We start from the raw sequence: 12,437 nt of genomic DNA, 5'->3' as shown, positions 1-12,437 counted from the left end.
TAATTTTTCTTTTTTATTTGGATTTAATTTAAACAATGAATCTGCATATATTATTTTACCAGCCGTTTTACCATTCATTTTTTTAATATAGATCTTCATTGTATTAATAGTATTATACAGATCCTTCTATAGAACTCATGAGCATTTTTTGGCTTTACCATAGCATATCCCGTATGACGGTCAAAAAATGTCTTCATTTTGCTTGATACATCTCCCCAATATACGGGTGAGCCAATAATGATTACATCAGCATCCTTTAACTTATTAAAAATAATCTCAAAATCATCCTTTAGAATACATTTCTCTTTTTCTACACATTTCCAACACCCTATACAAATGATAATGAATGTCAATAACGCTTTCTTTATGATAAGACTTTTTGGTGGAAATGTTAAAATCTTTAAACAAACTCGCCAACAATATTAATAGGGATATTCACTATTTGTCTTAACTGTTCAATATATTTAATATCCATAGCCAAAACTGCACATGTTACAGGTCCAGCCGATTTATTTACATTAACATTAATATCTGTGTATCCTTTGAACTGAACATTACTAGTTCTAGCCATCTCCATTACTTCATATTCAATACCTTTTGAACCAACTGGCAAAACATCTTGTATGAAATTAAGACTCTTAATCTTCTTAAGTATATCCAATGTCATAATCTCACCTTTATCACCTACTACTTCGTTACCTACTTTTGGAATACCAACAGCAACAGCTATATTACCTGCTTCAGCCTTAGGAAAATTCCATATATCTGTATCTAATTTTCCTATTACCGTTAACCCTATCCCTGTAACAGTAACTGGAATATTCTCTTCAGTACTCCCTGTAACCACAGACTCCTTGTCCAAACCAATCTTATCCAAAGCATCATTAATACCCTTTATAATTCTTCTACCCGTATCATTCATTTCAACTGCAAAAGTATTAATAACCGTTATAGGTTCAGCCCCTAACGCTATAGTCTCAGACAAAGAAACAACCGCCGTATAATACCCTGTAACATAAGGATCAACTTTTATCACATCATGCTCCTTGTTACCAATCCCCCCACAAGAATCACAAGCAACTGTCAATATATTCTTATCCCCCATACGAAGTATCGTTATATCTCTAAATTTTTCAATCATTATACTAGCCCCTTTTTTATAATATTAATTTATTCTCTATCTTTTGTTTCAAACTGGATATATAGTAGCCCAAAAATCACCCACATACAAGAAAAAGGGGTTCAATGTCCATTATTATTTATTGAGCTTAGGATGAGCAAGTTGTTGCATTTGAACCAAAACCCCATACCCATTTTTATACTCAATCTCAATTATCATTCCAGGTAATATCTTAAAATGCCACCTATCCTCACTATGAAGATTCAACAAATACATTATTGCTGTTCTTATAACTCCGCCGTGAGTCACAATCACACTAGTGCCATTATCATTCTTTATCTTATCAAGAAAACTAATCACACGCTTATCAAAATCCAATACATTTTCACCTTCTGGAATAATAAACCCATAATCACTCATAAAACTATTGTATTCCTCTGGATATTTCTCCAAAGCTGAATTAGATGTCATACCTTCAAAAATTCCATAATTCATTTCCCTAACTTCTTCAGTAGGCACTGCCTTTTTACCAATACATTCACCTATTTTATCAGCAATAATCTTAGTTCTTTCAAGAGGACTGGAATAAAAATAATCAATTTCTTTTAACTTGATATAATCTAATATCCTATCTATTTGATCCAAACCATTTTTAGTAAAATCCGAGTGAGTAACCCCATAAATAAGTTGTTCCACATTAGCATTAGTCTCACCATGTCTAATAAAAATAAATTTCATAAATTTCATCCCCCATATAATAAACTATTACACTACAATAACGTTTCTAACAAATACGCAGTCAACAAGAATACAACCTGTGAAAACTCAATAGTCATACCTATAACATCACCTGTTATACCCCCAAGTTTCTTACTGATACTAGCACTAACTATCATCACGATTACACTGGTTATCACTATAGCTCCCAACAACAGATATTCTCTTAATAGAATAATCAATACAACTAATAATAAGAATCCAGCTACAACATGAAACCACTTAGTATTATCTATAAAATCTTTCCCCATACCTGATTCTTTCCCATATTCATGAATTGAACATACAAATAATGCAAAGCATCTACCAGCAATAGGAAAAATTAATATAGTAACTGGATTACTATAACCAAGTACCGCAAACATACTCATAAAATATAGTATCAATGCAATAACACCAAAAGAGCCAATTCTACTATCCTTCATAATCTCCAAAATTCTATCCCTATCCCTGCAACTGAATATCCCATCACTAACATCTGCTAAACCATCTAAATGTAAACCACCAGTAATAATCAAATAAACTACAATTATCAACAGAGATGCTACAATAGGAACCATCTTATCCCCATAATAACTTATTGGATATAAAATCCCTCCTATAATTAGACCAATCACCGGCATATACTTAATCCCTTTAATAAAATCTTTACTATTAAAAGAAAAACTATAACTAATAGGAATTCTTGTTAAAAAAGTTAACATAAGTATGAAACTCTTCATCCCTTATCAGCTCCCTTAATCTTCATAGGTATTGACGATACCATAAAATAAACCTCATCCGCTCTACTTGCCACATATTGATTAATTCTTCCCGCAATATCTCTAAATATACTACCTAACCTATAAGCTGGAACTAATCCCATCCCAACCTCATTAGTAACTAATATAATCTCCTTATTATTACTCTCCATGAAATCAAGAAGCTTCTTAACTTCACCAAAAACATATTCTTCAACCATCTGTATATCCTCATTACTACAAGTATCATAATTAATATCTTTATCAAACATAAGATTAGTCACCATGGTAGTAATACAATCCAACAAAAATAAATCAGTTGACATAACTATATCCCTATCAATATTATCAAACCCTTTATACCTCTCAATAGTCAACCACTCCTGAGGTCTTGACTTCCTATGCTTCTTAACCCTATCTTCCATATCCTTATCAGTAACAATAGCCGTAGCAATATAAGCAATATTCCCACCCCTAACCTTAGCCAATTGTTCACCATAAGTACTCTTACCACTACGAGCACCACCAGTTACCATAACAATTCCCACAACATTCACTCCTCATTTTATAATCAATTCACCATCTTTAACTACTAATACTATACTAAAAATTAAAAAACAAAATATAAGATATCTTACCTCACATTCGACCTCATTTTCCACAAACCACTACCCCAGTAGGTAAATATGTATACAATTTTTGAAACGGTTTTTCTTCAAATATTTGTCAAGAGCTGTTTTGTATACATATTTAACCTACGGAAGTTCACCACTAAATAAAAATCTACAAAATTTTATTTAATATACTAACCATCTTTTCATTATCCACATGCCTCTTAATCCCAATTCTAACAAACCCCTCATCTAACGACTTAAAATCATCACAAACCCTAACATACATATTATCTTTCAATAATTCTAAATTCAACATATTTCCCGATAAATAATTAAGCTTACATAAAAAGAAATTACTATAACTCTTATACACCTTAAGATTTCTTACATTGCTTAGCCCCTCATACATGTATTCTCTTTCTATCTTAACCCATCTATTAACTTTCACACAAAAACTCTTATCTCCAATAACCTTTGGCACAATATCAAGAGCAAAAGTATTCATAGTCCAAGGTTCCTTATATTCTTCCATCTTTTCTATAATCTTATCATTAGTTACCCCATAACCTATTCTAAGTCCAGGTACAGCATAATACTTTGTCATAGATCTAAGAGAAAATATATGTTCATAATCTATACTATTCCCAATAGGCTCATATCCAGTAAATTCAACAAAAGATTCATCAATAAACAAAAAACTGTTTTCTCTCTTAACTATATCTACTATTTCACTCATCATCTCTAATCCAAGATATTTTCCCGTAGGATTATTAGGATTACATAATATCACAACATCCGGCTGAAATGCCTCCATCTTCCTAGAAAACATATCCTCATTAAAACGAAAATCATCATCACTATCTAATACATAATCATCTATTTCACTACCAGCTAATAAAAAAGCTCTCCTATATTCATTAAATGTCGGTTCAATAATAAGAACCTTTTTAGGCTTCAAAGCTCTAGCAAACAAATATATAAGTTCACTAGCTCCATTTCCCATAATTATTTTATTAGAACCAACATTTATATGTTTTGCTACAGCTTCTTTTGCAGAAGTTCCTCCAATATCAGGATATTTACATATATTATCTATACTAGATATTATAGTCTCTCTAATATTATCAGTTAGACCTAAAGGATTGATGTTAACACTATAATCAATAATATCTGAGTTACCATAATATCCACCATGCTTATTCATAGAGTTCATTCCTTCCTATGTTAACAACTAATCAAGTCAATATTTGAACAATAGTTCTATTCTTACGGTTAAAATATCGTCAATATCATATAAAGTATATTATTAATGATACTAAACAAATTATCCCAACTGTTATAATTTCAGATACATACATTATCTTAGTAGATTCTATTATATGCTTTCCACTTAATCCTTCTCCTATATCACCTATTGTTGGTTTTACAACAACTTCGTTGAAATATGTATTAGTTCCACCTATTTGTATATTTAGTAACCCTGCTACTACTGATTCTGGATAGCCGCAGTTAGGGCTTTTATGATTTCTATTATCCCTTTTTAATATTATCCATCCTTTTCTGAAATTATATCTTAGTATACCCCCTGCCAATAACATAAAAAAACTTCCAATTCTAGCAGGAATATAGTTAAAGATATCATCAGTTTTAGCAGAAGCAAATCCTATATCTTTGTAATGGGAATGCAGATATCCCACCATTGAATCAAGGGTATTAACTGCTTTGTACATAAAAACAAATTGTACAGGAATATTGAATATAAATCCAATGCCTATAAACATAAGAGGTGCAAGTATACCATCTACAGTATTTTCTGCTGTTGTTTCAACGGCTCCTCTAATAACCTCTTCTTGAGTTAGGTGATTAGTATCTCTTCCTACTAAATAGGATAATTGTTTTCTGGACAAGTCTAAATCATCTTCATCTATAGCTTTATAAACTTTTAGAACTTCATCCTTCAAACATTTAGCTGCTAATGATGTATAGAGGAGATAAGTTGTAACAACATCTCTAACATAAGGATGTATTTTCCCACAAGCAAATAATAAAAGAGTAATTATAGTTACAGTTATTCCTACTGTTGCAAAAAGCAAGATGAAGCCACCTGCTTTTAGAGGTATTTTACTTTTTCTTATGCTTTTTTCTAGTTTGCTAATTAGTTTTCCTATGTAGATGATAGGATGGGGAATGTTTAATGGATCGCCAAATATCCTGTCAAGTATTAGGGCAATACATATTATTATAATAACTTTCAATGATAACACCTCTTAGATGTAGATTTTTTGTAGCTAACTTATTAAAGGGGGTCAGGGTAAAATGTTATTGTAGATAATATCTTTTATTTTTTCTACGTCCATATGTTGACGTACTAGTTTTGCTAGTTTATCGTATTCCATGTCTTTTAATTTTGCATAGTCTATGTTGTTGTTGCAATCTAGCCCTTTTTTATTTCTTATGTTATCAAGTATCACTTTTCTTAGTTCATCGTTATCGAATATTCCGTGTAGGTATGTTCCGAAAACATTTTTCTTGGCATTGATAGCTCCATCTAATCGGTCATCTTGTAGTTTAATCAGGGGAGTACTTTCGCCCATTAGATGAGTTTTACCCATGTGGATTTCGTATCCGTTTACTTTTAGGTTACAGGAGTTTTTTGCAAAGGGGATTTCTAGCATTATGTTTCCTGTTATTTGGGTTGTTTGTTTTATTTCTTCCATTTCTGTTTTTATTTCTAATAGACCTAGACCATTTATACTATTCATAACAGTTTCTACGCCTTTTTCATCAGTTATAGTTTCTCCGAGCATTTGATAGCCTCCGCATATACCAATTATGGGGATATCATTTCTGTGAGCTCTGTAGATACCTGCTTTTAGTGATGAATTATGTATATATTCCATATCTTTGAGAGTATTTTTACTGCCTGGTATAACTAATAGGTCGACGCCTTCATAGTCTTCATTTTCTTTTATGTATCTTACGGATACATTTTCTTCTAATTCGAAGACAGTGAAATCTGTGAAATTGGACATGTATGGTAAACGGAGAACTCCAATTATGATTTCTCCTTCTGTTTTTCTATCAAATCTTTCTGTAACGCTGTCTTCATCATCTATTTTTAATGGTTCAAAGGGAATGACTCCTAGACATGGTATTTGTAGTTTTTCATAGAACATATCTATACCTGGTTGGAGAATTTTTTCATCTCCTCTGAATTTGTTTATTATGTATCCTTTGATTCTTTTTCGTTCTTCTGGTTCAAGGAGCATGACTGTGCCATAGATCGAGGCAAAAACTCCACCTTTATCAATGTCACCAATAAGAATAACTGGAGCGTCTACCATCTCAGCCATACCCATGTTTACTATATCATTTTCTCTAAGATTAATTTCTGCTGGACTTCCTGCTCCTTCTAATACAATGACATCGTACTTGGATTGTAACTTATTGTAAGCCTCTACTATATGCTCTTTTAATCCAGCTTTTGTACTAAAATAATCTTTTGCACACATATTCTTGAATATTTTACCATTCAATATTACTTGACTTCCAACATCACTTGTTGGTTTTAGTAAGATTGGATTCATTTCAACAGTAGGTTTTATACGAGCAGCTTCAGCTTGTACAACTTGAGCTCTTCCCATTTCTTTTCCATCTTCTGTAACAAAAGAGTTAAGTGCCATATTTTGTGATTTAAATGGAGCTACACTAATTCCATCATCATTTAAGATTCTGCATAAAGCAGCAGTAAGTATGCTTTTACCAACGGTAGAAGCTGTTCCCTGAAACATTATATTATTCATTTTATCACTCCATTTTTTATGCTAGAAAACCCAGTTTTTTGAGTATCTATTAAAAATATATATATGAAATTATTATATTCTATAATAAATATAAAATCAATAATCTAATACTATTTAGTTCTTGGATTATATTCAACGTAATTATTTAGATATTTTCTAATATTCCAATATATGTGTCCAGCTAGACAGATTATTTTTAGGGTGGTAGTACTCATACATGAGAACATTAAAAAACAGAAATATGCTATGCTATATTTCTATTTTTTAATATTTATATATGAAATTTGATTTGAATATATTTACTAACACTGAATAAAAGATAGACATTAATTGATTGTTAGATAATTTATATTTGATAAAAATACATTATTACGCTTTAATTAAGGTACACCCTTGAGTACCTCCAAAGCCAGGATTAATCAAAAGAGCATACTCCCCCTCTTTTATACTATTCTCATCCTTTAATCTAAGATAATGGTAAAAGCTATCATTAGAATTTAGATGACCTGTTTCATGAATATAATCATCTCGGAAAACATCTCGGTCGAGGTGCATAAATTTCGCCACCGTATCCCATAAAAGCTTGTTTGGTGTATGAGGCACAATATGATTAATGCTTTTTAGATCTATATTAGCTTTTTCAAGACACTTTTCAATGCATTGCCTAATTAAAGATGTACTTACCATCCTGTATTTTTGTATCTTATCCTCTCCACTCAGCTCCCCTTCTGGCGCTATAATTGTTGACTGAATGTGACTTGAAATAATTGTATTATTACTACAGTGATTATCTATTACTAAACCAATTACGCTATCACCCATTATAGTATTAAAAAAAACCCTCTCTTTATTTCCATATGCTTTGTCAGCACCGATAACTAAAATACACCTGTATTCTCCTGCTTCTATATATTTTCTAGCTAGGTCAATAGCTTCATGAACAATAGCACAGGGCATTCCTGATAAGGTTATTGTTTCTATGCAATCTAATTCTTTTGATATATGATTTAAGTTTTTATTTATAAAAGGAATAGAGTGTGCCACTATTATTAGCTCTACTTCAAACTCACATTTCTTATAAACTTCCTTAATCATGTCTGAAAGTAAGCATTCATTATCAATAGGAACTTTAGCTAATCCAGCATTTTTAATTTTATTTTGATATTCCTCGTCCATATATTCTGTAATCTCTTCAATGGATTTCATATTTTTACCTAATAGTGAATAATAATCTTTTATTCCTATCTTCATTGCTCTACCTCCTTTATAAGTATATTTTTATGAAATAGCGCAGTAAGTTGCTTCTCTAGATCATATAATTGCTTGAAACTTCCTTCCACTAGTTTTTGTTTATTTCTAATATTATAATTAATATTTGATACAACCTTCATTTGCTTCATTGCTATCCTCTTAATGCTTTCACAGTCCTCACTTTTAATGATATCATTAGCCCATTCAATGATTTCCATTAACAAATACTTCCTCTGAATAAATATCTCTAAATCAAAAAAAATGTAATTATAATATTTTTTACCTGTATTTTTTATCATATCCCATAGCTTTAGAAAAACATAAGGTCCTTGTCCTTCCTTACAAGCATTAAGTAAATTAGTCTGACAATTTATAATACTCTTCATTACTAACTGTTCTTCATTAGGCTCTTTTCCATAATTTTCTATTGTTCTCATATTAAATAACTTTTTGGCTTCATATATGTCATGACCATTCCATATATCCATTAATTCATCCTTATTAATATAATAACCAATCAAACCCTCTGAATCATTAAGGAAAAATTTATTGTTTTTTAATTTGTAAAGAACTATATAATGCGGTACTTTGTTATAAATTCTTGGTTGAGGCAAATAATTTAACTTAGCCATGTTAACAGGTCCAATTAATACTGCTCCTTTTTGTATACACTCTACTAGTTTTGAATACATTTCTTCTTTCTCATCTGATTGGTAGGTTTTCAAATCAATATTTAATATTTTAGCTGCTTTATTCAGTCCAATAGTAGGATCAACGTAAGGGGATATTATTCTATGGGGATAGTCAGGATTATGTACTATACCAAAAGGAACAGAAGTTATTATTTCAAATTTATTCATGGATATTTTTAGGTTTGATTGAATCAAATCATATATTGCATATGTCCCGCAATAAGTGTAATTCCCATGGTATTGAGATTTTAATATCATTTGCTTTTAATCTGCTCCTTTAATATTTTTCTATTGATTTTACCATTACTGTTTTTTGGTAACAGCTCTTTTGTAACAATATATTTTTTTACCTTTATGCCACTTAACAATTTTTTACTTTCTTTGATTATACTATCTTTATCTATTAAATCATTTACGCTAAGTATGCAAACTATTTCTTCCCCAATATCAACATTCTCTATACCAATAACAGCAACTTCCCTCACCTTTTCTTGGCTGTTAAGTATGGTCTCTAGTTCTAAAACATTGACTCTATAACCATTATTTTTTATAAAACTCTTTGTTCTGCCAACGAAGTATAGATACCCCTCATTATCTATTTTAAATAAGTCACCTGTCTTTAACATAGCTCTTCCATTATAATAGGTATAATACTTAGATGTTTCTTCAATATCGCCCCAATAACCACACATAACATGAGGTCCCATAACGGCTAATTCTCCAACTCCATCCTTTTTATTTAGTAACTTTACTTCCGTTCCTGGAAGTGGAATACCACAGGATCCTTCAAGTTTTTTTTCTTTATCTCCATATGGCATAACACTTACTCGCTTACATTCAGTTAAACCATACATAGGTATTACTTCAACATGAGGCATAATTTCATCTAGTTTATTAATAATATAAGTTGGTAACACGTCTCCTGTTGAAGACATATACCTTAGATTAGGTAACTCTATTCTTTCAAGCAGTTTACTCTTAACAAGCATATTAATTAATGCTGGAACTACTGGAAAAGCCGTTACGTTATATTTCTTTAATAAATAAGGTATATTTTGTACCAACTCTTTTTCATCAATAAGAATAAGTTCAGCTCCAATCATAAAGCTCATTAATACTTGATATAATCCATAATCAAAAGATAGTGGAATTCTACATAGTAAAATATCTTCCTTAGTGTTCTTAAGTGCTTCATTAATGGCTTTTGCTGCAAACAATACTTGTCGCTGACAAGCTACCACGCCTTTTGGCTGACTTGTAGAACCTGAAGTATAAATAATATATGCTAAGTCATCCCTATCAAGAATTTCTCGATGGTATGGACCATCTGTATTCGGTATTACATCATCACTTAGCAATATAACTTGTTGTTTATAGTGTCCCTGATCCAATTGGCTATAACGCTCTTCATCCACCAAAATTGCTGCTGGTTCACAATCTTTAACAACATAATCTAAACGCTTTTCAGATATATCATAAGGTAATGGCACAAAAACTACCCCTAGTGAAATAGTAGCTAAAATAGCAATTACTTCCATAGGCGAATTTTTACTAATAATGATTACTCTATCGCCTTTTTTAATTCCTTTAATACTTAGAGATTCTTTTAAACCCATAGTAAAATTATGTAAATCACTATATTTGTAATTGTACTGATGGTATCTTAATGCAATTTTATCTGCGTTATCTCTTAAATTGTCTTCAATTAAACATTTATATAACATATTTTCTCTCCCATAGTCTCTAGGTTCTATTATGAAATCGTCTTAAGTAATTGTCGATTTTTCACTATATTAGCCTGTTTTATAATGGATGCAATACCTTCTACTATAGATGTTGGAATATTAAGTTCTTCTACGATAATATCAAAATCTTTCTTATCATCTATCCCTCTTATAACATCATCAATAAGTTCGGTGGTTAGATGGGATTTTATTTTCATTACCTCTTGATCATCTTTATTAGTAAATTGCGTTCCACCAGGTATTGGTCCCTTATAGTAAATCCAATAAGCAATGTCCTCTAGGTCCTCTTGTCCCTTCCAAAAACCAGCTGAGGCTGGTTGTATAATAACATCTTTTAATGTACCAATTTCTCTAGCTAATTGACGTACTTCTGACTTATATAAATGAGCTATTGGCTTAAAATGAGCTATATTATCACCAAAAGGCAAGAAAAATCCTAACTTTATTTCTGTTTTGTTAGATGTCCCAGCTATAAAATATCCTTTTTCTTGATAACTAGATAGTAAGACCGTTCTTAATGAACACTTAGCTCTTGAAGGATCCAAAAGACTATTTGAATTAAATCCCACTTCACAATCCCCTTCTTCAAGTCTTCTGATTATCTCTGTGTTTAGATTTCTCATATCTATTTCTGCTAAGTTCATATCTAAATCCATTGCTAATTCCCTAGCATTTTGTATATGATGTTCTTCCATATTGTCTTGTAGTGCCATAAATAATTTTACTCTATCCTTCCCCAGGGCTTTTACACATAATCTTGCAACAACATCTGAGTCCAAACCTCCAGATATAGCAATAGCAACTTTCTCATCATCTCTTATATAATCCTGTATGAAATGTTGGATTCTTTTAATCTCTTTCTTCATTTACTCCCTCCATATATTGAACTGTTATCATAGTATATTTGTTATCTTCTACTCCAACTAAGGCGAATTCGTCTTCATTCTTTAATCGCTTATTATTCCTTAAATCTTCTAATGTAAGTAAATAATCCATACAACCAAAATCATAGTTGAGATAATTGTCTCTTATAATAGTATTGCATAACAATGACATAGTCTCTTGGTTGTTACGTCCTATGACCTTCTTCTTGTCTGAGATCTTACAAAGCAATTCTTTTTCACTCTCAGTAATAAATAATTCTTTAATGTAATAACCTTCTTCTTGTCCTTTGTTTTTATTACATATAAAAGCAATGGCTCCATCAGCTAAAATATATCCTTCACCTCGAAAATCATCAGGATCCAATCGTTGAGATATTGAGACTAATAAGTAATCTTCTTTTTGTTCTAATATAAATTTTGCCATTTTTAACATATGTATAAGTGCAACGTTGGATACACCTCGAATGTTTAAGGCTTTTGCATGTTTTATCCCCAAACGATTTAAAATATAATAGTCAGGTGCGGGTGTAGAATAATCTTCTGATGACCGAATGTCAAAATAGTAAAGAGGCTCTACTAAAGGTTGCTTTTTTCTAGATATATATACTTCATCTAGTGCCTTAAGAATTAATTCTTTTCCAGATAATTTTTCTCCTATAGGTGCCTTTATACTATTACTTTTATTACTTGTTGATTTACTGTATAGTCTTTCATAAGTACTATTATAAAAAGGTAACAATTCACTCTTTTGTTCATCAACATTCAGTATAGGCGGTATAAATTCCCTTATATTGCTTATAAATATCATGTG

Annotated in this window: 13 protein-coding genes; all 13 read right to left on the bottom strand. The window is 31.0% G+C overall.

Annotation, left to right across the window (positions count from 1 at the left end; genetic code table 11):
• Window positions 1–95 precede the first annotated feature (95 nt).
• Window positions 96–353, bottom strand: coding sequence for a flavodoxin family protein (locus N4A55_RS16410; RefSeq protein WP_293758481.1), 258 nt, complete (start codon window positions 351–353; stop codon window positions 96–98).
• Between the two features lie 47 nt (window positions 354–400).
• Window positions 401–1,141, bottom strand: coding sequence for an AIR synthase related protein (locus N4A55_RS16405; RefSeq protein ID WP_293758480.1), 741 nt, complete (start codon window positions 1,139–1,141; stop codon window positions 401–403).
• Window positions 1,142–1,255: 114 nt separating this feature from the next.
• Complete coding sequence (locus N4A55_RS16400; RefSeq protein ID WP_293758479.1) at window positions 1,256–1,858, bottom strand: histidine phosphatase family protein; 603 nt, start codon at window positions 1,856–1,858, stop codon at window positions 1,256–1,258.
• Window positions 1,859–1,890: 32 nt separating this feature from the next.
• Window positions 1,891–2,619, bottom strand: a complete 729-nt coding sequence (gene cobS / locus N4A55_RS16395) for an adenosylcobinamide-GDP ribazoletransferase (protein WP_293758477.1) — start codon at window positions 2,617–2,619, stop codon at window positions 1,891–1,893.
• A complete protein-coding gene (gene cobU / locus N4A55_RS16390; protein ID WP_293758476.1) occupies window positions 2,616–3,185 on the bottom strand; it encodes a bifunctional adenosylcobinamide kinase/adenosylcobinamide-phosphate guanylyltransferase in 570 nt (189 codons plus the stop codon). The genes cobS and cobU overlap by 4 nt, the downstream gene beginning before the upstream one ends.
• A gap of 235 nt (window positions 3,186–3,420) precedes the next feature.
• Window positions 3,421–4,455, bottom strand: a complete 1,035-nt coding sequence (locus N4A55_RS16385; protein WP_293758473.1) for a pyridoxal phosphate-dependent aminotransferase — start codon at window positions 4,453–4,455, stop codon at window positions 3,421–3,423.
• A gap of 85 nt (window positions 4,456–4,540) precedes the next feature.
• Entirely contained in the window at window positions 4,541–5,506 is a 966-nt protein-coding gene (gene cbiB / locus N4A55_RS16380; protein WP_330666451.1) for an adenosylcobinamide-phosphate synthase CbiB, read from the bottom strand.
• A 51-nt stretch (window positions 5,507–5,557) separates the two neighbouring features.
• Window positions 5,558–7,054 (bottom strand): cobyric acid synthase, encoded by a 1,497-nt coding sequence (locus tag N4A55_RS16375; protein WP_293758469.1) that lies wholly within the window; start codon window positions 7,052–7,054, stop codon window positions 5,558–5,560.
• A gap of 369 nt (window positions 7,055–7,423) precedes the next feature.
• A complete protein-coding gene (locus N4A55_RS16370; protein ID WP_293758467.1) occupies window positions 7,424–8,305 on the bottom strand; it encodes a 3-oxoacyl-[acyl-carrier-protein] synthase III C-terminal domain-containing protein in 882 nt (293 codons plus the stop codon).
• On the bottom strand, window positions 8,302–9,255 hold the full coding sequence (locus tag N4A55_RS16365) for a hypothetical protein (protein WP_293758465.1): 954 nt from the start codon (window positions 9,253–9,255) through the stop codon (window positions 8,302–8,304). Before N4A55_RS16365 ends, N4A55_RS16370 begins: the two co-directional genes overlap by 4 nt.
• Complete coding sequence (locus N4A55_RS16360; protein WP_293758464.1) at window positions 9,252–10,721, bottom strand: class I adenylate-forming enzyme family protein; 1,470 nt, start codon at window positions 10,719–10,721, stop codon at window positions 9,252–9,254. The genes N4A55_RS16365 and N4A55_RS16360 overlap by 4 nt, the downstream gene beginning before the upstream one ends.
• 29 nt (window positions 10,722–10,750) lie before the next feature.
• Window positions 10,751–11,608 (bottom strand): NAD(+) synthase, encoded by an 858-nt coding sequence (gene nadE / locus N4A55_RS16355; protein WP_293758462.1) that lies wholly within the window; start codon window positions 11,606–11,608, stop codon window positions 10,751–10,753.
• Window positions 11,592–12,434: a hypothetical protein gene (locus N4A55_RS16350; RefSeq protein WP_293758460.1), complete on the bottom strand. Its 843-nt coding sequence runs from the start codon at window positions 12,432–12,434 to the stop codon at window positions 11,592–11,594. Before N4A55_RS16350 ends, nadE begins: the two co-directional genes overlap by 17 nt.
• Between the last annotated feature and the right edge of the window lie 3 nt (window positions 12,435–12,437).

It is taken from the genome of Vallitalea sp. (assembly GCF_025211055.1).
Taxonomy (GTDB): domain Bacteria; phylum Bacillota; class Clostridia; order Lachnospirales; family Vallitaleaceae; genus Vallitalea.
This window is presented reverse-complemented; position numbering and strand designations above follow the sequence as displayed.

Coding starts and splice junctions, on each gene's coding strand:
- N4A55_RS16385 (WP_293758473.1), bottom strand. CDS start 4,455: ATGAATAAGCATGGTGGATATTATGGTAACTCAGATATTATTGATTAT.
- cobS (WP_293758477.1), bottom strand. CDS start 2,619: ATGAAGAGTTTCATACTTATGTTAACTTTTTTAACAAGAATTCCTATT.
- N4A55_RS16375 (WP_293758469.1), bottom strand. CDS start 7,054: ATGAATAATATAATGTTTCAGGGAACAGCTTCTACCGTTGGTAAAAGC.
- N4A55_RS16400 (WP_293758479.1), bottom strand. CDS start 1,858: ATGAAATTTATTTTTATTAGACATGGTGAGACTAATGCTAATGTGGAA.
- nadE (WP_293758462.1), bottom strand. CDS start 11,608: ATGAAGAAAGAGATTAAAAGAATCCAACATTTCATACAGGATTATATA.
- N4A55_RS16360 (WP_293758464.1), bottom strand. CDS start 10,721: ATGTTATATAAATGTTTAATTGAAGACAATTTAAGAGATAACGCAGAT.
- N4A55_RS16405 (WP_293758480.1), bottom strand. CDS start 1,141: ATGATTGAAAAATTTAGAGATATAACGATACTTCGTATGGGGGATAAG.
- N4A55_RS16370 (WP_293758467.1), bottom strand. CDS start 8,305: ATGAAGATAGGAATAAAAGATTATTATTCACTATTAGGTAAAAATATG.
- N4A55_RS16350 (WP_293758460.1), bottom strand. CDS start 12,434: ATGATATTTATAAGCAATATAAGGGAATTTATACCGCCTATACTGAAT.
- N4A55_RS16365 (WP_293758465.1), bottom strand. CDS start 9,255: ATGATATTAAAATCTCAATACCATGGGAATTACACTTATTGCGGGACA.